Raw genomic sequence first — 26,238 nt, 5'->3', positions numbered from 1 at the left:
ATTTTTACGTAGCGGACAGCTCCTCCTTCTTACGAAAGGGGTTTCATTAAGCAAGGTTCGACACAACTCGCTGTCGACTCCAAACCACACCATTCGACCTAAGACTATGTTCCTATGACTTTTTTAAAAATTAATGGTAATATAGTCAACAGCGATTTTTGATGCATGCCTTCCGAACCAGGAGGATTATATATGGGGAATAGTCGGAATTTTTTTCGGATTGAACTGGATAACCCTTTGCTTGCCGATATGACGATCGTCGAGATGAGGGGACAATCAATTGAAACAGGAGCAGCCAGTGTTTTGATTGATAATATTAGTGCCGGGGGCCTGCGTTATTTGTCCAACCTCAAGCTACCGGCCAGCCAGCATGTGATTCTAGAATTTGAAGTAACCATTCTGCAGTATCCGATACGGTTGCTCGGGTATTCTGTCCGCCGTAGAGAGGTGGCGGAAGACCTGTATGAGTACGGGGTCATGTTTACTATTGATGATGAACTGCAGGATTTCATGGTTCGATTGATGAACGAATTGGCTATGAGACTGCGGCGCACACCGAGTATCATGAGCAGACCGCCTTTTTTCTCAGGCGATGTAACCGATTACTTCCGTTCCCAGTTTGAACCGGAGTTCGAATCTGAATACGAATCACAGGCATGATAAAAAACAGACGGCTAATCAAAGTCCCGTCTGTTTTGCTTTTTCAGCTGCTCGCGTTCCCAGAGAAAAATGAGGGTCTGCTGAAGATCCTCCATATCTTCACGGGTAAGCTTGTCTAACTGATTTAACTGATGATGGATCGTTTTGAGCTGAGCGTCATGAACACTTTCATAATTATGAAACATTCGAATAAAATAACTGGCAATTGTACCAGTCATCACCCCGAGGAATGAGATGCCCACCAGCATCAGAACAGCAGCGATCAAGCGGCCTTCCGGGGTCTTTGGCGTGATGTCACCATAGCCGACCGTTGTCGTGGTGACCCAGCTCCACCAAAGCGCATCCCCGATATTTTCCATGCTTGGGTCGGGGACAGCCGATTCGAAATGATACACCGCAAAAGAGGCCAGGATGACCACGCTGAAGGTCAGAAAAGTCACATAGAAAAACGTATTTCGCCGCAAGACAGGCTCCCAATGATGAAAGGCATATTGCAGCAGAATCACAATCCGCAGCACCCGGATGAGCCTAAGTGACTGAAAGAAAACGGACAGCGGAATAATAGACAAAAGTTCAATCCAATGCGTACGGATATATCCCCATTTATCGTCAGTAAACCATAGCTTGATGAAATATTCGAATGCAAAAATCGATACAATGGTAGTCTCGATCAGGGCAACCGTTTTTCCCCATTGTGGGTCATGATAATAAAATTCGGATAAATACAGAAGAACGATCAGAACCGCAAGCGTCCCCATGATGTATTCGATTGGCTTGCTGAATATCATTCTCTTCAGCAGCGAATCACGCCTCCACATCGGACCAAATCCTTTCCATAGGGGATTTACCAAGACTTTAAAAGTATATCAGAGTAGGTGGGACATATACTTACTATATACTGAGTGGGGGTGACGAATCATGCAAACGATCTCCGTGTTCCTCCAGCAAGACAACCAGCAACAGTGCCAAGCCTTTCGTTCAATCATCGATTCCCTGAAAGAGAAGCTTCAGACCGAGCCCGTGACGATTGAGGTTCGGGAAGGGATGCGCGCAGGTGATACTCGGTTCCAGTTTGTCAGCTGGTGCCAGGAAGAGTATACGTTGGAGACCAGGGACATCGTCCGCTCTTTCGTTGCTCTGGTCGTAACCGATTATGTCCTCCAAGTGATGGAGCCGCAACTGGTCAAACGCTGCCTACATAAAGAAATACAATCAGATCTTTCGAACAAATGGGAGGAGATCCTCCCTTACGTGCAATTCGTTTTTCACGAGCAGGACGAGATCATGGAGCAGCTGGAGCCGAATGCCTCACGGAAAATGCGCATCTACCGTACCGTGGTTGAATACCTGCAAGAAGAAAACGAAATGAATCTCGACGGGTTTATCCGCTTCCGGCTCAAGGATTACTGGGCCGAGCTTTACGAAGCGATGCAATCCGGCATTGATCAATATGTGCAGGACAAGGAATACCAGGAATTCGTCGAGCTCCTCCGTTATTTTGTCTCGATGCAGGAGACCAGATACCCATTGGTTCATGTAGTGGAAGACAAGCAGAAGCAATTTCTCCTATACGATGAGACCGATGAGCTGATCCCACTGGAAGAGATCGAAGCAGTACTGGGTCTTTCCGAACAGGAATGCCGGGAGGAGGACTATCTCGTCAGTGCCTTGATTACCTTGGCCCCTGAGAAAATTATCCTTCATTTGGATGAGGAGAAGCAAGCGTTACTTGAGACACTCCGTTCTATTTTTGGCAAAAGAATCAGCATCTGCAATACGTGTGCGTACTGTCTTACCAATAGAAGCGCCCTTGACTTGAATACCCCATCGCTCTATAATAAGTAACCATACAGCAACATAAATCTTGAAATACGATGAGAAGGACATGGACATTGCGTCAGCCGTTTCAGAGAGGCGGGTCTTGGCTGGGAGCCCGCTACGCGCTTGTGATGATCTACCCCCTTCGAGTAGCTGCCGGGAAGCGGAGCCGTGAACCATGGACACGGGCACCACAGTATCGGTCAGCCGGCGATGAGCCGTTATCTTACTAATGAGGGATTGTGGAGTCCTGCCTGCTTTGGGCATGCTCATAATCCGAATTAGGGTGGTACCACGAGAATAACAGCGCTCGTCCCTTTCTGGGATGTAGCGCTTTTTATTTTTTCTACTTTGGCAAACAGAAAGGAAGACCTGACAATGGCACAAGTAAAAGTAACTCTGCCTGATGGCGCGGTCCGTGAATACGAAGCAGGTGTCTCCATCGAAGACATCGCCGGCTCCATCAGCACCAGCCTGAAGAAAAAAGCAATCGCCGGTAAAATCAACGGCAAGGTGGTTGATACCGCAGCACAAGTAGACGAGGATGCGAACGTAGAAATCGTGACCCTCGACTCTGCGGATGGACTGGAAGTATACCGTCACTCCACCGCTCACTTGCTTGCACAGGCTGTGAAGCGCATCTATGGTCAAGAAGTAAAACTGGGGATCGGTCCTGTCATCGAGGACGGTTTCTATTACGATATGGATATTCCAGTCAGCCTCACACCAGAGGATCTGGGCAAAATCGAAGCTGAGATGGAAAAAATCATCAAAGAAAACCTGCCGATCGTACGTAAAGTGGTTTCCCGTGAGGACGCACTCAAGATCTTCGGCGAACTCAATGACCACCTCAAGCTGGAGCTGATCCGTGACTTGCCGGAAGGCTCCACCATCACTATCTATGAGCAGGGCGAATTCTTCGACCTGTGCCGTGGGCCACACCTGCCATCCACCGGCCACATCAAATCCTTCAAGCTCATGAGCGTAGCAGGTGCTTACTGGCGCGGTAACTCCGACAATCAAGTACTCCAGCGCGTCTATGGTACGGCATGGCCGAAGAAAGCAGAGCTGGATGAGTATTTGCACTTCCTCGAAGAAGCGAAGAAACGCGACCACCGCAAACTGGGTAAAGAGCTGGAGCTCTACATGTTCTCCGAAGAGGCTCCTGGTATGCCATTCTACCTGCCAAACGGCTTTACTGTCCGCCAAGAGCTGGAGAACTTCTCCCGCCGTCTGCAACAGCTGGCTCAATACACAGAGGTACGCACTCCGTTCATGATGAACCAACGCCTCTGGGAGCAATCCGGTCACTGGGATCACTACCATGAGAATATGTACTTCTCCGAGGTAGATGACGTCAAATTCGCGATGAAGCCGATGAACTGCCCAGGCCACATGCTCATCTACAAAAACAAGCTGCACTCCTACCGCGATCTGCCGATCCGTTACTCCGAGTTCGGTCAGGTACACCGTCATGAATATTCCGGTGCGCTCAACGGTATGCTACGCGTACGCACATTCTGCCAAGACGACGCGCATGTGTTCGTTCTTCCAGAGCAGATCAAACAAGAGATCAAAGGCATGATTCAGCTGATCGACAAGATCTACAAAGTGTTTGGCTTCGAATACTCGGTTGACCTCTCCACCCGCCCAGAAGACTCCATGGGTTCTGATGAGCTGTGGGAAACTGCTGAGACTTCCCTCAAAGAAGTACTGGAAGAAATGGGCATGCCGTTCAATATCAACGAAGGCGACGGTGCATTCTACGGTCCGAAAATCGACTTCAAAATCACCGACGCACTCAAACGCCGCCACCAGTGCGGTACCATCCAGCTTGACTTCCAAATGCCTGAGAAATTCGATCTCAGCTACATCGGTCAAGACAACGAAAAACACCGTCCAGTTGTTCTCCACCGTGCGATGTACGGCTCCCTTGACCGCTTCATCGGGATTCTCGTTGAGCACTATGCAGGTGCGTTCCCAGCGTGGCTCGCTCCAATCCAGGCACGCCTCATGACCATCAGTGACGTGTTCATTCCATACGCAGAAGAGATCCGTCAGAAGATGGCTGAAAAAGGCATCCGCGTAGAACTCGATGCCCGCAATGAGAAAATCGGCTACAAAATCCGTGAAGCCCAAGTCAACAAAATCCCTTACATGCTCGTTATCGGGGAAAAAGAAGTGGCAGACCGCGCCCTGTCCGTACGCAAACGCGGCGAAGGCGACCTTGGTTCCCAGCCGGTAGATGAGTTCATCGCCAACCTGCTTCAGGAAATTCAAGAACACAAGTAAACCCCAAGGCTTGACAATCATATCAGCGTTGTATTACTATATACAAAGTGCAAATGAACTTCACATTCGAGAATCAAGCAGAAGCGCCCAGCTTCTCACCTGTATCGACGTCTTTTAAGACTGTTGACGGGTCCCATTTCCGAAAGCAATCTCCGATTCATTTCGTTGTATTTGCTAGGTGAGATAGGTGCGGGCGCTCAGGCGTTCGCACTTTTTATTATGCCGTTTTTGCTCTCGAAATTTATGGAGGTGGCAAACTATTAGCAAGGATCAGATGTTAGTGAATGAGGCGATTCGTGCTCGTGAAGTCCGTTTGATTGGTGCGGATGGTTCCCAGCTTGGAGTTGTGTCCCTGCGTGAAGCGTTAAGCATCGCACAAGAGGCTAATCTTGACTTGGTTAACGTAGCACCAACCGCAAAACCACCCGTTTGCCGTATCATGGACTATGGTAAGTTCAAATACGAACAAGCGAAGAAAGAAAAAGAAGCACGTAAGAACCAAAAAATCGTGGAACTCAAAGAAGTTCGTTTCTCTTCCAACATTGAAGAACACGACTTCCAGACCAAGCTTCGCAATGTGAAGAAGTTCCTCGAAGATGCAGACAAAGTGAAATGCAGCATCCGCTTCCGTGGACGCGAAATCACTCACTCCGAAATCGGTCAACAAGTTCTTGAGCGTGTCGCTGCTGCTTGCGAAGAGATCGCAACCGTAGAGCGCAAGCCTAAGATCGAGGGTCGCAGCATGCTGATGATTCTCGCACCGAAAGCGGAAAAGTAATTCAGGATACGAGACAGGAGGACTCTACAATGCCTAAAATGAAAACCCATAAAGGTGCAGCGAAGCGCTTCAAAAAGACTGGTTCCGGCCGTCTGAAACGTGATTCCGCTTACACCAGCCACTTGTTCGCTAACAAGTCTACTAAAGCGAAGCGTCATCTTCGTAAAGGTGGCCTTGTTTCCAAAGGCGACCAACAACGTATCGCTCAATTGATCACGTACCTCTAGGATTACCCGCTTCATCTTATTACGCCAAACACAATTTTATAGCACGTGCTCCTTAAGTGTCGACTGACCGCCGTGCTAGATACAGGAGGAATTAAACATGCCAAGAGTTAAAGGTGGCACCGTTACCCGTCGTCGTCATAAAAAAATCCTTAAGCTTGCGAAAGGTTACTTCGGTTCCAAACACCGTCTGTTCCGTTCCGCGAATGCACAAGTAATGAAATCCCTTATGTATGCATTCCGCGACCGTCGCCAGAAAAAACGCGACTTCCGCAAACTGTGGATCACCCGTATCAACGCGCAAGCTCGCCTGAACGGTCTTTCCTACAGCCGTCTCATGCATGGTCTTAAAGTAGCAGGCGTTGAAGTTAACCGCAAAATGCTTGCTGACCTTGCTGTAAACGACAAAGCTGCGTTCAACGAACTGGCTGCTGTTGCTAAAAGCAAAATCAACGCTTAATTAGCGTTTCGGTTATAGAAAAGCACTCTTCTTCGGAAGGGTGCTTTTTTTATTTGTTTTTGTCATATATTTCTTGGTTTCCAATCTGGCATTTCAGGGAAAATAAAGGTTTATAAAATAATCGGCAGGATTTGGAGGGACATCATGTTTTCTACTTACCGAGCGAAGTTAACCAGTTTATTATTAATCTGTGCGATTGTTCCGATGTTGGTAGTCGGATTCATTACCTATACCTCGGCCCAGGATGCGATGATGGAAAGCGGGAAAGTTCAACTAAGACAGACTGCTGATCATGCCTATGAGGTACTTGAGCTGCTGGATCAACAGGTGAAGGCAGGTTCTATGACTCAGGAGGAAGCGATCGTGCAGGGAAGTATGATTCTGGGTGGACCGCTGAATCCGGATGGCAAGACCCACGATTTCAGCAAAACCAGCTTCCGTTATGGCCATACTGGTTATCTGTTTGTGAACAGGATCGAACCGGACCGCTCCAAAGAAACGATCATTCATCCGCGTTTTGGTGAGCATGGCACGTTGCCAGACACCTTTTCGCCAGACGGACAAGACGTCCTGAAAGAGCTGCAGAGCGTAGCGCAAAAATCAAATCCAGAAGAGCGGTATGTAGAGTTTTTATTTCTGTTGCCAGGATCTAAGAAAGATGATCCGAATCCCCAATATGGCAACAAAATCACCTATCTGAGAGAATTCAAACCATGGAACGGCTATATCGGAATTGGTGCGTATGAGGATGAGTTCTATGCCGACATTCAAGATTTGCGATATAAAACGATTGGTTTTGCCGTTGTGGCAGGGATTATCGGTCTATCAATTGGACTTCTGTTCTCCCGCCGCAATCTGCGTGCGTTGAAGAATATGGGAGAGACCTTGCACGAAGTAGGGAAGGGGAATCTCGCAGCAAAGGCTATTGTAGAAGGCAAAGACGAATTCGCTCAGCTTGCAGTGTCCCTGAATACGGCTACCAAGAACATGTCTGATATGATCCAAGAGGTAAGTATGGTTACCGGACAAGTCACGACCTTCAGCAATATGATGCGGGAAGGAGCGTCTCAGACGGGCAAAGCCTCGGAGCAGATCGCAGTGACCGTTACTGATTTGGCTGAAGCCTCTATGCAGATGAAGCACAATACAGACCAGACCGCCCGTACGATCAGTGAACTGCAATCCGAGATGGAGAACCTCACGGAAAATATGAAAGTGACGACACGGCTGACGGAGCGCGCCCTGCAGGATGCAGTCGGGGGCTTGCAAACTAGTCAGGCCGTCAGTGTCGAAATGAAACGCGTCAATGAATCCGTCCAAGGCTCAGCCGTAGCGGTCGAGAATCTGGGACAGCGGATGGACAAGATCGGCGAGATCACCAAGCTGATCAATACCATCGCAAGCCAGACCAACCTGCTCGCACTCAATGCGGCCATCGAGGCAGCGCGTGCCGGCGAACATGGCAAAGGCTTCGCGGTCGTAGCAGATGAGGTACGCAAGCTGGCAGAGGCGACAAGCAATGCCGGTAGGGAGATCATCCATGTGCTTGCAGAGATTCAGAACAGCACAGGGGAAGCCGTCCTGGCCATGCATGGCGGTGTGACCTCTGTACGTCAGATGACAGGCATGATCGAGCAGGCAGGTCAAGCATTCATTCATATTTCCGATGCCGTCAAAGATATTTCCGGTCATATGCAAAATGTATATACAGCCTCTGAAAACATGCATAAACAGGGGCAGGATGCACATATTCATATGCAGCAGGTAGGAGCAGCCAGCGCAGAGATGGCGATGGGGATGGAGGCAATCGCAGCGTCTACCGAAGAGCAGACCGCTACCGTGGAAGAAACCGTCTCATCCATCTCAGAAGTCTCCCGCATGATTGATGCCTTGAACGAAAAAATTAAGACCTTCCACGTCTCATAATTTTTTCCTCAAAACCAGTTGACATATCCCGAGTGCTCCGATATGATTAGATCATTGAATTTGCCACAACATTTCAAAACTTAATAGCAAACACTTCTTATCCAGAGAGGCGGAGGGACTGGCCCTTTGATGCCCGGCAACCAATCACTTATTTTGATGCAGATCAAATAAGGAGATACGGTGCTAATTCCTGCAAAGTGTTGATTTCACTTTGGTAGATGAGAGGAATTGCTTTACGTATATTGCGTAAATCAAAGCCTTCTTTCATCTGGAAAGAAGGCTTTTTTGCATCATGATAGTGTTCAGAGCTGAGAGGAGAGACCTACAACCATGCATATCGAGACTAAGTTAGTACAGATTGGCGTCGGCAAAGAAAAAGAAACCGGTGCCGTAAGCTTCCCGATCCACCACGCCACAGCTTACCGTCATCCGGCTCTCGGTGAGAGTACAGGATATGACTACACCCGTACGGCGAATCCGACGAGAACCGTACTCGAAGACGCAATCGCCCAACTGGAATCAGGAGATGCAGGTTTTGCCTGTGCGTCCGGGATGGCTGCGATTCAGACGATCATGGCCCTGTTTTCGGCGGGAGATCATCTGGTGGTATCGCTTGATCTGTACGGGGGTACATACCGTCTGTTCCAACAGATCTTGAGCCGCTATGGACTCTCCTTCTCCTACGTGGACCTGCGCGATCCAGAGGAAGTGGAAAAAGCGGTACGTGAGAATACCAAAGCGATCCTGGTGGAGACACCAACCAACCCACTGATGCAGGTAACCGATCTTCGCACCATCGTCGGGATTGCCAAGCGCCATGAGATCATCACGATTGTAGATAATACGTTCATGACTCCGTTTTACCAACGCCCGCTGGAGCTGGGAGCCGACATCGTGTTCCACAGTGCCACCAAGTACTTAGGCGGCCATAATGACGTGCTGGCTGGATTGATTGTCACCAAAGGCCAAGACCTGTCTGAAAAGCTCAAATACTTGCATAATTCGATCGGTGCGGTACTTGGGCCGCAGGACTGCTGGCTGTTAATCCGCGGGATGAAAACACTGGCACTGCGCATGGAGCGTCATCAGGAGAATGCTTTCCGCGTAGCGAAGTTCTTGAAGGAGCATCCGGCGGTAAGAGAAGTCTTCTATCCGGGCTTGGAAGAACATCCGGATTATGCGGTACAGAGCGCACAAGCGAGCGGTTACTCTGGCATGGTGTCGTTCCGTATCCAGGAAGCGTGGCAGGTTGGGACGTTTTTGCGGAATCTCAAAGTGATTTCGTTTGCTGAAAGTCTGGGAGGCGTCGAGTCGCTCTGTACGTATCCGGCGACGCAGACCCATGCTGATATTCCAAAAGAAGTTCGTGATTATGTTGGTGTGTGTGACCGTTTGCTGCGTCTGTCGGTAGGAATTGAACATGCGGATGATTTGATTGAAGATTTGCGTCAGGCTTTGGATCTGTGTCTAACTGTCGGGAGGGGGATTTAAGATGAATTTTGCGACAAAGCTTTTGCATGGAAGCAATGCGATTGATGGTGTGACAGGAGCGTCCAGTATTCCGATTTATCAGGCATCGACGTTTCATCAGTTCGATATCGATCAGCCCAATACGTTCGACTATGCACGCTCCGGCAATCCGACCCGCCAAGCGTTAGAGGATGCGATCGCGGTACTCGAAGGCGGGACACGAGGCTTTGCCTTCGCTTCCGGGATGGCGGCGATCTCTAGTGTGTTCATGCTCTTCTCTGCGGGGGATCATCTGGTGGTGGCCGAGGACGTGTATGGCGGAACGTACCGTTTCCTGACTAAAGTCTTGTCGCGCATGGGTATTGAGGTCACGTTCGTCGACACAACCGATCTCAAAGCGGTGGAAGCAAGCATTCTGCCAACGACCCGTGCCATTTATCTGGAGACCCCGTCCAATCCAACTTTGAAAGTAACAGACATCGCGGGTGTGTGTAGACTGGCCCAAGCTCAAGGGGTGCTCACCATCGTGGATAATACGTTCATGACTCCGTATTATCAGCGCCCACTTGAGCTGGGGGCCGACATCGTCATCCACAGCGCAACCAAATTCATCGGGGGTCACAGTGACGTCGTGGCCGGTCTGGTGGTTACCAAAGAAGAAGAGCTGGGCAATCAGCTCTACATGATCCAAAACGGATTTGGCGCCATCCTTGGCGTACAAGACTGCTGGCTCGTGATGCGCGGTCTCAAAACCCTCAAATCCCGTCTTGATGTCAGCACCAAGAATGCACACAAAATCGCCCAATGGCTGGACCGCCATCCATTGGTGGAAAAGGTCTACTATACCGGCCTGACCGGACATGAAGGACACGCGATCCAAAACCGTCAATCGTCCGGCCACGGTGCAGTTCTCTCCTTTGACGTGGGGAGCCGTGAGAAGGTGAAGGCGTTCTTTGATGCTGTACAGCTTCCCCTCGTCGCTGTAAGCCTTGGTTCGGTCGAGAGCATCCTCTCCTATCCAGCCATGATGTCCCACGCTGCCATGCCTCAGGATGAGCGTGAAAAGCGCGGCATCACAGACGGTCTGATCCGCCTGTCTGTCGGTCTGGAGGACGTGAATGACCTGCTGGCTGATTTTGAGCAGGCGCTGGCAGCTTGTGCGCGACCACAGACGCTGAAGCGGGTTGGAGTGAAGTAAGTGAATAGAGCGTGAATATGAGAGCCATTCCTTCGGGGGTGGCTTTTTTGCGTGGGATAAATAGCTTGAAGCAGGTAACAATATTTGTAAATCAAGGAGGGATCAAGGTGAGATTGGTGATGGTCATTATACTTACTAGTTTGACTCTATTTCTTGCTGTCCCCGGTAATGATGGTACATCAACAGCTAAATCTGTTGATGAAAACTTGATCTTTCCAGAGCAACCGCTAGAAGAGTTAGAACAGAGCAAAAAAGCTATTACGATTGACGTAATCAGCGGCAATGCTATGTCGACCACCGCGATCAGAAACGGGCCAAAAACGAACAGATTGGCCAAGCTTGTACGAAAATCGAAAGGACAGGCGCTCTCAGCAAAAGCGATCTGGGTGTTAGAAGATCAAGTGGAGGAAGCGATCAAAGAGGGCAGTGGATTGCATCGGATGTTAAGAGATGGGGTGGAACAGGGAAGGATGGTTGTCTTTTTTGGGGAGGTGGATATGAATAGGGTGGCTCAGGCTTTTGATATCACGATTCGAGAAGAGACACTGCAGCCCGACCCTTCCCAACTAGTAGCAGCTTCATGGATTTCCCGTGGTTCAGATGGGATGATGAATGTTGGTGAAGTGATGGTACCGATCGGACAAGAAAGTTCATTTGTGACCGATTCAATATTAGAAACAACATATATCCATTCCTATAATCGATTGAAAACGAAGAGGAAAGGAACTTCACGGATATCTTACACTAGTGGTGAACCATCTAGTAATTGGAAAAAACGTGGAGACTATTTTGTTACGAATTATAATAAACCGTACGGTGTTGTGAATCAAAGATTTGAATTTTGGCAGCTTGTTCCGGATGGGGATGCAACTTATGACTGGTTTGTTTTTGATTGGTACACTCAGATTACGCCGGGTTCCCGATTAGCAGCTTCAAATCCTGATTATAAACCATACGTGATCAATAGATTCTACGACCGTACCTACACATCTTATCATCCAAATCAAATCTTATATAGGTATGGACCGATTGGAACCTTTTCAACCAGTAATTCTTCAGTCAGTGTTAATGTAGGCATGTCTGCGGCCGTAGCAAATGCAGGATTCAGTTACACATGGAATATCAAAGAATTGGAGATTAGTGATTGGAGTGATTTTTCATTACAAAAGGCCAATCATAAATGGGATTTTAACGAGCTTTCGTCTGTAGCGCAAAATGCTGCACTAGTCGACCCAGGTGTAAACACACGTGTGGCGCAAAAGCAAAATGGCGTTGCCAGTCACTACTGGTCGATTTATTGGAGTTTTAGAGGATCTGATGTGCCTGGAGTAAGAGTATCAAAAAGATTTTTTGCGGATAACTATAATAGTTAAACACATTAGAAGGAGCCGTTTGCCCATGCGAACAAATTGGCTGTATCATTGGATGCTAACGCTAACCTTGTGTCTGTTTGCCACGGGATGTGTTACAAAGCCTGAGACAGGCGAGATTATCGTCTTTGGTGAAAACGACAATTGGAATATGGATTTGACATATACGGTTTCTGAAAAGACAATGCTGCATAAAGGTAACCTGAATTATTTAGGACACACACCATATGAGGATGTACGGTACGAGTTTCGCTATCCAGGAAAGCTAGAAGAATACAGACCAGGAGAACAACTTTTTGGTGAAAGCTACAGCAGATTAATTCCAGTGATGAGCCCCAGCTATCAACGTGCCGGCATCAGTATGGAAGAACTCAAAGAAAGTATCGACGCAGCTCAAGTACAAGTGTCATGGAAACAAGGCGGCAAGGAGTATCAGGAAATCATCGAGTTGAGTACAGGTCTTCAAGAAAAAGCCGTTGGGAAATAGTCCTCCAACGGCTCTTTGCTGTTATCTATTCACTTAATAATAACTCACTTTCACTGAATGAACCTCGCATTACTATACGGCAGCAAAATCTCACACACCACTTTATGCCCTTTCTCTGCCGCAAGCTCCAGCGCTGTTTTCCCATCTTCATTGGTCAAGGTAGCATCTGCATCATTGGCAAGCAGGGTCGTCACCAACTCCGCATATCCGCGCAGTGCGGCTTCATGCAGAGGGGTATACCCGCCACTTTCCTTGGCATCCAGATCCGCACCGTGCTCGATCAGCAATTCGACCAGTTCTTTTTGATAATACCCCGCGATGGCTGCGTGGATGGGGTGGTTTTGCATCGGATTGAGAGAGCGTACATCAAGCGGTGCGCCTGCGGCCAACAGAATCCGGGTAGCATCAGTATGACCGAAAAAGCTGGTGAGATGTAGGGCTGTCCAGCCGTCGTGACTGTATGTATAAATGATTTCGGGATCTGTATCGATCAGCGCGGCAAGTCGGTAAGGGTTCCCGACAGCAGCCGCCTCAAACCAGCTCAGTTCGCTGTCTAGAGAGTGGGAGAGCAGCACGTTCAGCGCCTCTCTGGCCCCATGATAGACGGCGAGAATCACAGGTGAATCGCCATTCTCTGTATGCAGATGCAGTAACGAGGCATCTTGATTGAGCAGCGCTCGCACTGTTTCGGGTTGATTCTTTTTAATCGCTTCAAAAAAAGTAAGGTCAGTTGACATAGGCTACGGGGCTCCTTTATGCAAAACTACAAATCATCATAATATCCATTATAATCCATCTGGAATATGAAAAAAATAAAGAAAAAGAAAACGCCGTCTTATACGACAGCGTTTTCGATCACATAGGCTTTTCCTTTTTCGAGGTACTTCTTCTCGACCAGTGAGATGTCGGTCAGCTTGGGAGCGACCAGGAACTCACGCCGAATTGCCGTTTCCGCATAGGAGAATGCTTTTTCGTCTGATTCGGAGATCACGACGACGACAATAGACTTGTTCTCTTCCGTGGTCGCTTCGATTTTGTACAGAAACATAATCGGGTGCCTCCCTGTGAGGGTTTCCCCTTAGTATAAGATTTACACACCTACGGTCGCAAGAATCACGTTGAGGCGCTCTTGGAACGCTTCAAGACCGACACGGCGTACGGTTTGGTGGAATTTCTCGCCTTCCACGCGAGTTTCCTTGTAGTATTCGATCAGGTTGCCGATTACAGGAGCGATGCGGTCACCAGGGACACGGCCTTTCAGCTTTTGGTTGAAGGCTGCATCTGGACCGAGGCTGCCGCCGATGTGGAGGTCGAAAGCGTCGATCATGCCGTTCTCGGTTTTGACGAGGGCGCCTTGCAGACCGATGTCAGCGATTTGACGCTGGCCGCAGGAGTTCGGGCAACCGTTGACGTGAATGCGGACTGGAGTATCCAGCTCGACATTTTCATCCAGCCAGTTGGCGACGGATACCATGCGTTCTTTGGTCTCGACAATAGCGAGGTTGCAATATTCGTTACCGGTACAGGAGACAGCGTGGCCGATGAAGGTGCGTGGATTTGGAGTGAGACGCGCAAGCAGTGGTTCTGCGAGCAGCTTTTCCACGTTTTCGTCAGCGACGTTAGGAATCAGGAGGTTTTGGGAGTTACATGCGCGCAGGGAGCCGTCGCCATAGGTGTCTGCAAGACGTGCCAGCTCATCCAGCTCATCTGCATCGAAGCGGCCTACCGGAAGCAGAAGACCTACATAGTTGAGACCGTCCTTTTGCTTGTGAACGCCTGTGAAATAACCGGCATTCCAGCCTACAGTGCGGTCGGTTCCGAGTGATTCCATCGGGCCGATGATTTCGGTCAGCTTTGCCAGGAATTTCTCAGCACCCCAGTCAGCCACGAGGAACTTCAGGCGGGCATGGTGGCGTTTTTCACGGTAGCCGAAGTCGCGGAAGATGGTGGTGACGCCTTCTGCTACTTTGAGCACTTCTTCAGGACGTACGAACAGGTCGAGGCGTTGTGCCAGATAAGGCTTGGCAGAAAGACCGCCGCCCACCCATACGTGGAAGCCGATGACTTCTTCACCGTCGATGACTTTGGTAGCCGGAGTGAACGCGAGGTCGTTGATCTCAGCGTGCCCGGTGTTATAGATATTGGAAGAGATAGAGACTTTGTATTTGCGTGGCAGGTTGGAGAATTCACGGTTCAATAGGAAGTAAGTCTCCAGCTCCTCAACGAGCGCACGGGTATCGATGAGTTCATTCGGGTCGATCCCGGCGAGTGGGTTACCTACGATGGTACGTGGTACGTCACCACATGCTTGGTAAGAGAACAGGCCTACTTTTTCCATGCGGTCGAAGATATCAGGGAGCTGCTCGGTCTCAAGCCAGTGGAACTGAACTGCTTGACGAGTTGTGATATCCACTACACTGCGTCCATAGTCGCGAGCGATGGCGGCGAGAGTGCGCGCTTGTTCACTGCTGAAAATACCGGATGGGATACGGACACGCATCATGAATTTGCCTTCACCTTTTGGCTTTTGCTCATAGATGCCAGCCCATTTAAAGAAAGACAGATCGTCTTCGCTGAAAGCCTCATAGCCTTGTGCGGAAAGATCGCGAATTTTTTGAATAATATCGAGGCCGTCACGCTCCAGCTTGACTTGCTCAAACTTGCTTAGCTTAGAAGTATCTGCTTCCCAAGGGCGTACTTGCTCTGACATGGATGAACCCTCCTTTTATGCTTAAAACCAATTGGATTACTCGGAATTGTTTTGGGATAAGTATAAACCTGTGGGAACATATGGTCAATGATTATTTTTCGGTGTTGACATGGAAATAGAAAGAAAATAAGATTAAATCTAAATTCATTAGCATATCCGATGGGTTTAATCGGATTAGTGCGGTGGCTGATCAACTGACCGTTAGGCATGTGACCAGAACTACAACCGCAACATATGATAACTATCGTAACTAACGTGGGAGGGGTAGACATGACAGACAAAAAAAGATGGTCAGATGAGGAACTTCAATTGTGGGCATACCGCTTAGAGGGCCAAAGCCCAGAAGAGATCATCGCATGGGCCGTGGAGCAATACGGCACAGACATCGTATTCGCATCCAGCTTCGGTGCAGAAGACGTTGTCGTGATCGATATGATTGCCAAGGTGGCACCACAGACACCAGTGTTTTATCTCGACACCAACAAGCACTTCCCAGAAACATATGAGACCATCGAGCGCGTAGCCAAACACTACAACCGCGACTTCATCAAAGTATTGCCTAAGCTCACATTAGAAGAGCAGGCAGAACAATTCGGTGACGAGCTGTGGAAAACCGCCCCGAACCAATGCTGTAATATCCGCAAAGTAGAGCCATTGACAGATATTCTGTCTCAATATAGCTCTTGGATCACCGGAATTCGCCGTGACCAGGCGCCAACCCGCGCGAACGCGAAAAAGATCGAGTGGGATGAAAAATTCGGTCTGATGAAGTTCAACCCGCTGGCAGGCTGGACATCTGAAGATGTATGGGCGTACATCAAAGCCAACAACGTACCGTACAACCCGCTTCACGACAATCACTATCCAAGCATCGGCTGTGATGTCTGCACCCGCCAAGTGATGCCTGGCGAAGACCCACGCGCTGGACGTTGGTCCGGTCATGAAAAAACGGAGTGCGGTCTGCACAAGTAAGAGGAAACAAGAGGAGGAATCAGCGTGTCTTATGTGAACCAGCCCCACGGTGGGGTACTGATTAACCGCCTGCTTTCTGCCGAGGCGCGTGAAGAGGTACAAAAACAACTTGATAACTATCGCGTAATCACCGTCGATTCTTGGACGATATCTGATATTGACTGTATTTCCATCGGGGCGTTCTCCCCATTGACCGGCTTTTTGACTGAGGCTGACTACCATTCTGTCGTTGATCATATGCGCCTCGCCAACGGTCTGGTGTGGTCCATCCCGATTACCCTTGCTGTCGATGAACAGTACCAAGACCTGGAAATCGGTGAAAAAGTGGTGCTTCGCGGTGAAGACGGCATCAACTATGCGGTACTAACTGTCGAAAGTAAATATGTTCCTGATAAACAAAAAGAAGCACAAAATGTATACCGTACGACAGAACTGGAACATCCAGGCGTAGCGAAGCTGTTCGAACGCCCAGCGCTCTATCTCGGCGGCCCAATCGACGTACTGGAACGTCCACAGCCTGAGCTTTTCGCTGATTATTACTACACGCCAGAGCAGACCCGCGCGATCTTCCAGGAAAAAGGCTGGAAAACCGCTGTCGGCTTCCAGACCCGCAATCCGGTTCACCGTGCCCATGAATATATCCAAAAGACTGCTATGGAAATCGTAGACGGGCTCTTCCTCAACCCACTCGTGGGCCAAACCAAATCCGATGACGTACCGGCTACCGTCCGTATGGAGAGCTATCTGGTGCTCCTCGAAAACTACTATCCAAAAGATCGTGTCTTCCTCGGTGCTTTCCCAGCGGCGATGCGCTATGCAGGCCCACGTGAAGCGGTCTACCATGCGATGGTGCGTAAAAACTACGGCTGCACTCACTTTATCGTAGGCCGCGACCATGCTGGTGTAGGCGATTACTATGGCACGTATGATGCTCAATATATTTTCTCCGAGTTTACCCGTGAGGAGCTCGGTATCGAACTGCTGTTCTTCGAGCACAGCTTCTTCTGCACCAAATGCGACGGCATGGCGACCACTAAGACGTGCCCGCATGACAAAGCAGACCACCTGACCCTCTCCGGGACAAAAGTGCGTGGACTGCTGCGCAACGGTCAGACTCCACCGCCACAGTTTACCCGTCCAGAAGTGGCACAGGTACTGATCAAAGGCATGCAAGAGACGCAACCGGTTTAATTTACGGCTAACACGTTTTTGAAGAGATCCCTTCTCTATGAGGGGGTCTTTTTTGTGTGCTTTCGGGAGGGGCAAGGTTGCGTGGGATTGGCCCGGTTTGCCAGCTTTCTAGGAAGTGTTTACTGGCCGCAACGAAGTTGCCAAGAGGGAAGAGGGGCCGTTCCCACGCAACCTTGCCCCTCCCGATCCCACTTTTGGTTGGGGAGGAGGTAATAAAGATTAAAGAGAGTGAAGAAAATACAAAAGATGGATACCAAGTAGTTGGCAATTAGAGAAGCTGCTGTTATAATGTAAGGAAACCTAACATGACTAAGTTTCACGACAATCCTTGAAATCTTCACAAATCTGCCACAGTTATTTGGCAGAGGGATCGCGTGGGGAACCGTCCAGATACACTCTCTTATCTGGACAATCGAGACAATTTGTCACGATGTCATACTCTTTTTTTCGTAGCGAAATCAAATAATCCCCTGCTAGGGAATGGATCAGAGGAAGGCTAACCGGTCTTCCTTGTTTCCGTTACAAAAAAAATATGTATAAAATTGTATGCGCTTACACCCAAACTGGGCGCAGGATGCCCGAGTTTTGCTGAACAAACGCTCAATTAAAAGGCTGGTAAAAGAATTTTTATTCGATTGACACCCCTAAATAGCCTGTTTATAATCCTAGTTAACTCAAACAAACATTCAGACAATTCGAAAAGCGTTTGAAGAGTGAAAACTGTTTCGATTCTCCTTTTCAGAGAGCCTGGGGTCGCTGCGACCAGGTAAGGAGCCGAGAATAGGGATCACACTCTGAGCTGTCGGCTGAAAGGCAGGTTTTCCGATCTGTTTAGTAGGTACGTACCGTTTGACACGCGTTAATGTGTCCCAGTCTGAGATCAAGGTAGAAAAGAACAGACTGACCAAGGTTGGCTGCTGTGAGGCGCCAATAAATTTTGGGTGGTATCGCGAACCCTTTCGCCCCAAAAGACATGATAGCTATACATGTCTGGGATGAAAGGGTTTTCATTATTTTCAAAACCTAGGAGAGAAAACCATTCTGGAGAGTGGGGAGGAACCAAAATGAGTGTAGAAGCCGCTGAGTTGACCAGATCGTTGCCAGCCATCGAGTATGGCGAGGAAATGACAGGGGCTGACATGTTGCTTCGATGTTTGTTACTCGAAGGCGTTGAGTGTGTGTTTGGATATCCGGGGGGCGCGGTCTTGCCGATCTATGACTCCCTGTACAGCAGCTACCTCAAGCATATTCTCACCAGACATGAGCAGGGAGCAATCCATGCAGCAGACGGTTACGCCAGGGCGACAGGTAAGACAGGGGTCTGTATCGCGACATCAGGGCCAGGTGCAACCAACCTCGTAACAGGGATCGCCACCGCGTTGATGGACTCGATTCCATTGGTCTGTATCACAGGGAACGTGGCACAGAGTCTGATCGGTACCGATGCCTTCCAAGAGGCGAATATCACAGGAATCACGATGCCAATCACCAAGCACAACTATTTTGTCAGAGATGTGCGGGACCTGCCGAGAATCGTCAAAGAAGCGTTTTATATCGCAAGCACTGGGCGTCCGGGACCTGTCCTGATCGACATTCCAAAAGATGTGTGCAATGCGGTCACTCCATTTACCTATCCAGACTCGGTTAGTGTACGCGGATACCAGCCGACACTGGAGCCGACTGACCAAGACGTTGAGGCATTGGCTGTGGCGCTGACTCAGGCGAAAAAGCCGGTCATTCTGGCAGGCGGAGGAATTCTGGCGGCTGATGCGACACAAGACCTGCTCGCATTTGCCGAAAAAACACAGATTCCAGTGATCAGCACGTTCATGGGACTGGGAAATTTTCCGGGTCAGCATGAATTGGCGCTGGGGATGCCGGGGATGCATGGCAGCTATACAGCGAATCAGGCGATTTTGCAGGCAGATTTGCTGATTGGGCTGGGAGCACGCTTTGACGACAGGATTACGATGGGGCGGACGAAGGAGTTTGCACCGAATGCCACGATCGTGCATGTCGACATCGATCCGGCTGAGCTGGGCAAAAACGTCGAGACAGCACTGCGGATTGCAGGCGATGTGAAAAGCACCTTGAAAAAAGCATTGCCACTCGTCTCCCGCTGCGATTCGGAGGCTTGGCTTCAGCAGCTCAAGGATAGCCAACAACAATTCCCTTATTCTTATCAGAAGATTGAAAATATTTTGAAGCCACAGGAAGTCATTGAACTTCTCCATCAGGCCACAGAGGGTGAAGCCATTGTGACGACAGACGTCGGACAGCACCAGATGTGGGTGGCACAGTACTACAAATTCAAGCATCCACGTTCACTGGTTTCCTCTGGAGGGCTTGGTACGATGGGCTTCGGTTTTCCGGCAGCCATCGGGGCACAGATCGCGCATCCGAATCGCACGGTGTTTGCCGTAGCAGGTGACGGTGGGTTCCAGATGACCAATCAGGAGCTGGCGGTAGTGAAGCAGTTTAACCTGCCAGTCAAGATCGCGATCGTTAACAACCAGGTTCTGGGGATGGTTCGCCAGTGGCAAGAGCTTTTCTACGAAAACCGCTACAGCGAGATCGATCTGTCTTGCTCCCCTGATTTTGTCAAATTGGCAGAGGCTTACGGGGTGAAAGGCTTGCGGGCAACCAACCGCGAAGAGGCAGAAGCGATCATCAAAGAAGCGTTGGAGCACGACGGTCCGGTTGTCATGGACTTCCGTGTCGCCAATCATGAGAATGTCTATCCGATGGTAGCATCAGGTAATACGCTTGATCAGATGGTATTGGGGGAGGAGTAGCCGATGATGATGGAACGACATACGCTTGCGATTCTGGTAAACGATCAGCCCGGTGTACTCACCCGTGTCGCCAATTTGTTCGGTCAGCGCAACTTTAACATAGACAGCATCACCGTAGGCCCATGTGAAGAAGAGGGGCTGTCGCGGATGATCGTGACCACAGGCGGGGATGAGACCCGTGTCGATCAGCTGAGAAAGCAACTCATCAAACTGATCGATGTCATCGATGTCATCCATCTTTCCAAAGATCCGATGGTCGCCCGCGAAATCCTGCTGGTCAAGGTCAAAGCATCACCGAGCCAGCGCACAGAGCTTAACGGAATTGTTGAGCCGTTCCGCGCTTCTGTGATTGACATCGGGCCGGAATCCCTGATCATTCAAGCGACAGGTGATACCGCCAAAGTAGATGCCTTGCTCACCCTGCTTGCTCCATACGGGATTGAGGAATTGACCCGTACCGGCACAGTGGCAATGGCCAGAAGTATTGTTAACACACCCATTCACTCATAAAAAAACAACCACTCAGGAGGAACCATACCATGGTAACTATGTACTACGAAAAAGACGTTAATCAATCCGCTTTGAAAGGCAAAACAGTTGCAATCATCGGCTACGGCAGCCAAGGCCACGCACAAGCACAAAACCTTCGTGACAGCGGCATCAACGTAATCGTCGGCGTACGTCCGGGAAAATCCTTCGAACAGGCAGCAAAAGACGGTTTCCAAGTATTCACTGTAGCAGAAGCTACCCAACGTGCAGACTTGATCCAGATCCTTATGCCAGACGAGCGACAGAGCCAGGTGTATAACCAAGAAATCGCTCCAAACCTGAAAAAAGGCGCAACCCTCTGCTTCTCCCACGGCTTCAACATCCACTACGGTCAAATCATGCCACCTGCTGATGTAGACGTCATCATGGTAGCACCAAAAAGCCCTGGTCATCTGGTACGCCGTGTATATACGGAAGATTTTGGTGTACCTGGCTTGCTCGCGATCTATCAAGACGCAACAGGCAAAGCACATGAAACCGCACTCGCTTATGCAAGCGGCATCGGCTGCACCCGTGCAGGTGTTATCGAGACAACATTCCGTGAAGAGACCGAGACAGACCTCTTCGGTGAGCAGGCCGTTCTTTGCGGTGGTGTGTCTGAGTTGGTTAAAGCAGGCTTCGATACGCTCGTGGACGCAGGCTACAAGCCAGAGATCGCATACTTCGAGTGTCTGCATGAGTTGAAATTGATCGTTGACCTGATGTACGAAGGTGGTCTCGCACGTATGCGTTACTCCATCAGTGACACCGCTGAGTACGGTGACTACAGCGTGGGTAAGCGTATCATCACAGAAGAGACCCGCAAAGAAATGAAAAAAGTGCTGGCTGAGATCCAAGACGGTACATTCGCACGTAACTTCATCCTCGAAAACCAAGCGAACCGTCCAGGGTTCAACGCACGCCGCCGTCTGGAAAGTGAACACGGTATCGAAGTCGTTGGTCAACAGCTGCGCAGCATGATGGCTTGGATCAAAAAAGATGAAAAACAAGCAGAACCAGTAAAATCCGGCAACTAAGCGACCTGCACCAAGACCACGGGAACTTATGAAAAAGGTGGAGGAGAGAAATGCGTACGATAGAAATTTTTGACACAACACTCAGAGACGGTGAACAATCACCAGGGGTCAACCTGAGCACCAGCGAAAAGATCGAGATTGCCTTGCAATTGGAACGTTTGGGCGTAACTCGGATGGAGGCGGGCTTTGCTGCCGCCTCTCCCGGTGACCTCAAGTCTGTGCAAGAGATTGCGAGACGGGTAAAACATGCATCCGTGGTCAGTCTGGCCCGCTCGACGATGAGTGATATCGACAAAGCATATGAAGCACTTAAAGTAGCCCAAAATGCCTGCATCCACGTATTCATCGCCACTTCCCCGATCCATCGGGAGCATAAGCTTCGTATGAGCAAGGAACAGGTAATTGAACGCGCAGTGGAAGCGGTCAAATACGCGAAAAAATATATGCATGAGGTTGAGTTCTCTGCTGAAGACGCAGGCCGTACCGAGATTGCCTATTTGGCAGAGGTAGTGGATGCGGTGATCAAAGCAGGGGCGACCATCATCAACATCCCGGATACGGTCGGTTACATGACACCATTGGAATACGGCAATATCTTCCGTGAACTGAAGCTGCGTGTACCTGCTGTATCCAACATCAAGCTGAGCTGCCACTGTCACGATGACCTTGGGATGGCGGTTGCCAACAGTCTCGCCGCGATTGAAGCGGGTGCTACTCAAGTAGAGGGCACGATCAACGGGATCGGCGAACGCGCAGGGAATGCCGCACTTGAAGAAGTGGCACTGGCGCTTGCTACCCGTAAGGATATCTATCAGGCAATCACTCCGCTGAATCTCAAAGAAATCGCCCGTACTAGCCAACTGGTCAGCCGCCTCACAGGGATGATTGTACCTGGTAACAAAGCGGTCGTCGGAGCCAATGCCTACGCACATGAATCCGGCATCCACCAGGACGGCGTGCTGAAGGAAGCGACTACCTATGAGATCATCAATCCAGAGACAGTCGGCTTCAAATCCAACCGCATCGTGCTTGGCAAACACTCCGGACGCCACGCGTTCAAAGAGAAGCTGGCAGAGCTTGGCTATCAGCTTGAAGCAGAACAGATCGACGAAGCATTCGTAGCGTTCAAAGCATTGTGTGACCGCAAAAAGGATGTCAGCGATGATGATCTGTTGGCCTTGATCGATGTGAAGCTGTTTGCTGCCCAACAGACTTACAGCCTTGAATCGGTACAATTGTCGTACGGGAACCATTCAACACCTACTGCAAGCGTTCATTTGGTCAAAAACGACGGCGAAGTGCTCACCGAAGCGGCCATCGGCAATGGTTCCGTAGACTCGATCTACAAAGCCATCGACCGTGCCACTGGCGAGGAAGTGACGTTGACCGATTACAAAATCGTCTCCGTCACACACGGCAAAGACGCGCTTGGTGAAGTCTACGTCCGCCTGCAGCAAGGCTCGATTAACGTTCAGGGACGCGGTGTCAGCACAGACGTCCTCGAAGCAAGTGCACTGGCTTACATCCGTGCGATTAACAAAATCATCGAATTGCGCGGACAGACGCTGGTCACCTCCTAGCATCAGCCGAGTCGAGCAGAGAAGAGACTAGAGAGATAAAGGATTTTGGATAGGATAAGTGGTTCCCCATATAGATAGAAAAAACGTAACGGAAAGAAGTGTGGAAGATGAACAAGACCTACAAGATCTGCGTACTCCCCGGTGACGGAATCGGCCCGGAAATCATGGGGGAAGCGATCAAAGTTCTCAACGTGATCTCTGAACAGACTGGTGTTTCGTTTTCCTATGACTTTGGACGGATCGGCGGTTGTGCCATCGATGAAGACGGCACCCCACTTCCAGAGGAAACACTTCGTTTGGCAAAAGAAGCAGATGCTGTACTGCTTGGAGCGGTAGGCGGCCCAAAATGGGACCAAAATCCGGGGAATCTGCGTCCAGAAGCAGGACTGCTCGGAATCCGCAAAGCACTTGGTCTCTATGCCAACCTGCGTCCAGCCACAATGCACCCAAGTCTGGTAGAAGCATCCTCGCTCAAACCAGAAGTGGTCGCTGGCGTCGATCTGATCGTCGTGCGTGAGCTGACAGGCGGTATCTATTTTGGAGAGAAAAAACGCTATACGTCTGAAGATGGTCAAGAAGTGGCCGAAGACCTCTTGATCTATCAGGAAAAAGAGATCGAGCGCATCATCCGCACCAGCTTCGAGGTCGCCCGCAAGCGCAGCAAGAATCTTGTCTCTGTGGATAAAGCCAACGTATTGGAAAGCTCCCGCCTCTGGCGTAAGGTAGCAGAACGGGTTGCGGCTGACTATCCAGATGTCACTCTGTCCCACCAGCTGGTAGACTCCTGCGCGATGCAGCTGGTACGTGCGCCGAAGCAGTTTGACGTCATCGTTACTGAGAATATGTTCGGTGATATCTTGAGCGATGAAGCGGCGATGCTGACCGGCTCGATTGGGATGCTCGCATCCGCAAGTCTGGGTGAGGGCAGTATCGGTCTGTATGAACCGGTACACGGCTCTGCACCAGATATCGCGGGCCGCGGGGTAGCCAATCCACTTGCCACCATTTTGTCTGTAGCGATGATGCTGCGCCATTCGCTTGGCATGGACGAAGCGGCAGAAGCGGTTGAGAAGGCAGTCTGGGCTGTACTTGATGCAGGATACCGCACAGGTGACCTGACAGAAGACCGCAGCCAGGCACTTGGCACTGTTGAGATGGGGCAAAAAGTAATTGAGCAGCTTCAAAAGCAGGTTGTCGGGCAATAACCCATAATAGCTGATTAGATGAAGAAAGCATTCTTAGTTCCCGGGTGGAACAGGATGCTTTCTTCCTTTTTTCTTGTGGGAGGCTCTGTCTTTTTCTATACTGAAACCAAGCTTTACAGGAACGCAGAGAGAAGGGAATCATCATGTTGTTTGTCAGTTTTTTTGCTGTGCTGGCCTTGACGATTGTCGCTGGGATGTATGCCAAGCGCTCCGTGAAAAAGGTGAGCGATTTTACCAATGCGAGTGGGATGTTAAGTACAGGGATGGTTACTGGTGCACTGGTCGGCGGTTTTGTCGGTGGCACTTCTATCGTAGGGACCGGGGAGTTGGCTTTTCGCTACGGCTTTCCGGCGTTGTGGTTTACGCTTGGCGGTGGACTGTCGATTATACTGCTTGGCTTATTTGCTGAAAAATTCCGCCGTCAGCAGGTGACGACCTTGCCTGCTCTGATCGGGAGCCAGTATGGGGATCGGGCGAGGCTGGGGGCGAGTATTTTTTTATGTATGGGGATGTTCATTCAGGTGATTGCCCAGATCCTCGCGGCATTACCGCTGTTGACAATCTTCTGGCAGGGGGATGTCGTGCTGATGGCGTTGGTGCCCATGCTGCTACTCTTGGCTTATGTCTGGTTTGGCGGGTTCATGGGTGCGAGTGTGGTCGGGTCGATTAAGACATACCTGCTGTTGATCTTGCTGGTGGGGACAGGGATCTGGCTGTTTGTCACCCTGCCGCCCGATACCTATGCCAGATGGATGGAGGAAGGGCGTTTTACCTTATTTAATGAAGAGCATGGGATTGGCTGGGCGCAGGGCGGTGCGATGTTCGTAGGGATTTTTTCGACGCAGGCGTACCTGCAGCCGATCTTTGCCAGCAGAGATACACAAGCAGCGCGCAATGGCTCTTTTGCCGCTGGTCTGGTCATTATGCTGATTGGACTGTTGGGAGCTTGGATTGGTATGTTCATGCATGATGCTGATCCACAGTTGACTCCGCGTGAGGCGATCCCTCAGTTCTTTTTACAGTTCATGCCGCCTTGGGTGACGGGGACGGCGCTTGCGGTGATTCTGCTCTCGGTCGTGATGACAGGGGCTGCGCTTGCGCTTAGTATCGGGACGATTCTCGGACAGGACGTGATTTTGCGGTATACGAAGCGGTTTGCCAGTGATACCGCAGCGATTCAGCTGTCACGGGTGTTGATTTTTGCTGTGATATTTTGCGCATACCTGATCGTCTGTGTGCAGGCGGACTCGCTTATTCTGGAGTGGGCGTTCCTGTCGATGACGCTTCGCGGAGTGACGATCTTTTTTCCGGTGGTACTGTACCTGTTGGGGATTGTCAACGTACAGCCTCGCTGGATTACATGGTCGGTATGGGGCGCGCCAATCATCGCACTCATCTGGGCGCTTGCTGACATGAATACAGGCATTGATCCGTTCTGGCCGGGTGCGGTATGGAGTCTCGGTTGCTTTTTACTTGGTGTCTGGGCACAAAAAAAATCCACCCGTCTTGTGGACAGGTGAACTCATTTGATTAGGAA

Annotated in this window: 23 protein-coding genes, 1 riboswitch and 1 other annotated feature; of the genes, 19 read left to right on the top strand and 4 right to left on the bottom strand. The window is 50.0% G+C overall.

Annotated elements, in window-relative coordinates; translation table 11 throughout:
• The first annotated feature begins 192 nt into the window (after positions 1-192).
• Positions 193-660 carry a PilZ domain-containing protein gene (locus FGI41_RS17620; RefSeq protein WP_176560331.1) on the top strand — a complete coding sequence of 156 codons (468 nt, stop codon included), beginning with the start codon at positions 193-195 and terminating at the stop codon, positions 658-660.
• Positions 661-674: 14 nt separating this feature from the next.
• On the opposite strand, the gene FGI41_RS17615 is transcribed toward FGI41_RS17620, so the two are convergent.
• Complete coding sequence (locus FGI41_RS17615) at positions 675-1,478, bottom strand: potassium channel family protein (protein ID WP_139491656.1); 804 nt, start codon at positions 1,476-1,478, stop codon at positions 675-677.
• Positions 1,479-1,578: 100 nt separating this feature from the next.
• Here FGI41_RS17615 and ytxC point away from each other — a divergent pair, with 100 nt between their 5' ends.
• From ytxC to FGI41_RS17565, 10 genes are all read left to right on the top strand, one after another.
• Positions 1,579-2,505 carry a putative sporulation protein YtxC gene (gene ytxC / locus FGI41_RS17610; RefSeq protein WP_139491655.1) on the top strand — a complete coding sequence of 309 codons (927 nt, stop codon included), beginning with the start codon at positions 1,579-1,581 and terminating at the stop codon, positions 2,503-2,505.
• A 20-nt stretch (positions 2,506-2,525) separates the two neighbouring features.
• Positions 2,526-2,799, top strand: a binding site (T-box leader).
• Positions 2,800-2,856: 57 nt separating this feature from the next.
• Positions 2,857-4,770: a threonine--tRNA ligase gene (gene thrS / locus FGI41_RS17605; RefSeq protein ID WP_139491654.1), complete on the top strand. Its 1,914-nt coding sequence runs from the start codon at positions 2,857-2,859 to the stop codon at positions 4,768-4,770.
• A gap of 274 nt (positions 4,771-5,044) precedes the next feature.
• On the top strand, positions 5,045-5,548 hold the full coding sequence (infC, locus tag FGI41_RS17600) for a translation initiation factor IF-3 (RefSeq protein ID WP_139491653.1): 504 nt from the start codon (positions 5,045-5,047) through the stop codon (positions 5,546-5,548).
• Between the two features lie 29 nt (positions 5,549-5,577).
• Entirely contained in the window at positions 5,578-5,775 is a 198-nt protein-coding gene (gene rpmI / locus FGI41_RS17595) for a 50S ribosomal protein L35 (RefSeq protein WP_139491652.1), read from the top strand.
• 97 nt (positions 5,776-5,872) lie between these two features.
• Positions 5,873-6,232, top strand: a complete 360-nt coding sequence (gene rplT / locus FGI41_RS17590; RefSeq protein WP_139491651.1) for a 50S ribosomal protein L20 — start codon at positions 5,873-5,875, stop codon at positions 6,230-6,232.
• Positions 6,233-6,376: 144 nt separating this feature from the next.
• Positions 6,377-8,158, top strand: a complete 1,782-nt coding sequence (locus FGI41_RS17585) for a methyl-accepting chemotaxis protein (protein WP_139491650.1) — start codon at positions 6,377-6,379, stop codon at positions 8,156-8,158.
• A gap of 94 nt (positions 8,159-8,252) precedes the next feature.
• A riboswitch (SAM riboswitch) is annotated at positions 8,253-8,383 on the top strand.
• Positions 8,384-8,488: 105 nt separating this feature from the next.
• The gene (locus FGI41_RS17580; RefSeq protein ID WP_139491649.1) at positions 8,489-9,649 is read left to right on the top strand and encodes an aminotransferase class I/II-fold pyridoxal phosphate-dependent enzyme; all 1,161 of its coding nucleotides are present in this window, start codon (positions 8,489-8,491) and stop codon (positions 9,647-9,649) included.
• A gap of 1 nt (position 9,650) precedes the next feature.
• Positions 9,651-10,826, top strand: a complete 1,176-nt coding sequence (locus FGI41_RS17575) for an aminotransferase class I/II-fold pyridoxal phosphate-dependent enzyme (protein ID WP_139491648.1) — start codon at positions 9,651-9,653, stop codon at positions 10,824-10,826.
• A gap of 11 nt (positions 10,827-10,837) precedes the next feature.
• The gene (locus FGI41_RS17570; RefSeq protein WP_139491647.1) at positions 10,838-12,199 is read left to right on the top strand and encodes a hypothetical protein; all 1,362 of its coding nucleotides are present in this window, start codon (positions 10,838-10,840) and stop codon (positions 12,197-12,199) included.
• 25 nt (positions 12,200-12,224) lie between these two features.
• On the top strand, positions 12,225-12,683 hold the full coding sequence (locus FGI41_RS17565) for a hypothetical protein (RefSeq protein ID WP_139491646.1): 459 nt from the start codon (positions 12,225-12,227) through the stop codon (positions 12,681-12,683).
• A 50-nt stretch (positions 12,684-12,733) separates the two neighbouring features.
• On the opposite strand, the gene FGI41_RS17560 is transcribed toward FGI41_RS17565, so the two are convergent.
• The 3 genes from FGI41_RS17560 to FGI41_RS17550 all read right to left on the bottom strand — a co-directional run bounded on the left by FGI41_RS17560 (position 12,734) and on the right by FGI41_RS17550 (position 15,393).
• Positions 12,734-13,420, bottom strand: a complete 687-nt coding sequence (locus FGI41_RS17560; RefSeq protein WP_139491645.1) for an ankyrin repeat domain-containing protein — start codon at positions 13,418-13,420, stop codon at positions 12,734-12,736.
• A gap of 98 nt (positions 13,421-13,518) precedes the next feature.
• The gene (locus FGI41_RS17555) at positions 13,519-13,731 is read right to left on the bottom strand and encodes a DUF3906 family protein (protein ID WP_139491644.1); all 213 of its coding nucleotides are present in this window, start codon (positions 13,729-13,731) and stop codon (positions 13,519-13,521) included.
• Between the two features lie 42 nt (positions 13,732-13,773).
• Positions 13,774-15,393 carry a nitrite/sulfite reductase gene (locus FGI41_RS17550; RefSeq protein ID WP_139491643.1) on the bottom strand — a complete coding sequence of 540 codons (1,620 nt, stop codon included), beginning with the start codon at positions 15,391-15,393 and terminating at the stop codon, positions 13,774-13,776.
• A 270-nt stretch (positions 15,394-15,663) separates the two neighbouring features.
• Here FGI41_RS17550 and FGI41_RS17545 point away from each other — a divergent pair, with 270 nt between their 5' ends.
• The 8 genes from FGI41_RS17545 to FGI41_RS17510 all read left to right on the top strand — a co-directional run bounded on the left by FGI41_RS17545 (position 15,664) and on the right by FGI41_RS17510 (position 26,221).
• A complete protein-coding gene (locus FGI41_RS17545; protein WP_139491642.1) occupies positions 15,664-16,365 on the top strand; it encodes a phosphoadenylyl-sulfate reductase in 702 nt (233 codons plus the stop codon).
• A gap of 24 nt (positions 16,366-16,389) precedes the next feature.
• A complete protein-coding gene (gene sat, locus FGI41_RS17540) occupies positions 16,390-17,556 on the top strand; it encodes a sulfate adenylyltransferase (protein WP_139491641.1) in 1,167 nt (388 codons plus the stop codon).
• Positions 17,557-18,620: 1,064 nt separating this feature from the next.
• Positions 18,621-20,351 carry a biosynthetic-type acetolactate synthase large subunit gene (ilvB, locus tag FGI41_RS17535; protein WP_139491640.1) on the top strand — a complete coding sequence of 577 codons (1,731 nt, stop codon included), beginning with the start codon at positions 18,621-18,623 and terminating at the stop codon, positions 20,349-20,351.
• Positions 20,352-20,360: 9 nt separating this feature from the next.
• Positions 20,361-20,861 (top strand): acetolactate synthase small subunit, encoded by a 501-nt coding sequence (gene ilvN, locus FGI41_RS17530; RefSeq protein ID WP_139491747.1) that lies wholly within the window; start codon positions 20,361-20,363, stop codon positions 20,859-20,861.
• A 29-nt stretch (positions 20,862-20,890) separates the two neighbouring features.
• Complete coding sequence (gene ilvC / locus FGI41_RS17525) at positions 20,891-21,916, top strand: ketol-acid reductoisomerase (protein WP_139491639.1); 1,026 nt, start codon at positions 20,891-20,893, stop codon at positions 21,914-21,916.
• Positions 21,917-21,966: 50 nt separating this feature from the next.
• Positions 21,967-23,496 (top strand): 2-isopropylmalate synthase, encoded by a 1,530-nt coding sequence (locus tag FGI41_RS17520; RefSeq protein ID WP_139491638.1) that lies wholly within the window; start codon positions 21,967-21,969, stop codon positions 23,494-23,496.
• 107 nt (positions 23,497-23,603) lie between these two features.
• Positions 23,604-24,701: a 3-isopropylmalate dehydrogenase gene (gene leuB / locus FGI41_RS17515; RefSeq protein WP_139491637.1), complete on the top strand. Its 1,098-nt coding sequence runs from the start codon at positions 23,604-23,606 to the stop codon at positions 24,699-24,701.
• A 143-nt stretch (positions 24,702-24,844) separates the two neighbouring features.
• A complete protein-coding gene (locus FGI41_RS17510; RefSeq protein WP_139491636.1) occupies positions 24,845-26,221 on the top strand; it encodes a sodium:solute symporter family protein in 1,377 nt (458 codons plus the stop codon).
• Positions 26,222-26,238: the final 17 nt, after the last annotated feature.

Source organism: Brevibacillus dissolubilis (assembly GCF_006170445.1).
Taxonomy (GTDB): Bacteria; Bacillota; Bacilli; order Brevibacillales; family Brevibacillaceae; genus Brevibacillus_B; species Brevibacillus_B dissolubilis.
The sequence above is the reverse complement of the archived record's forward strand: the minus strand, read 5'-3'. Positions and strand labels throughout refer to the sequence as shown.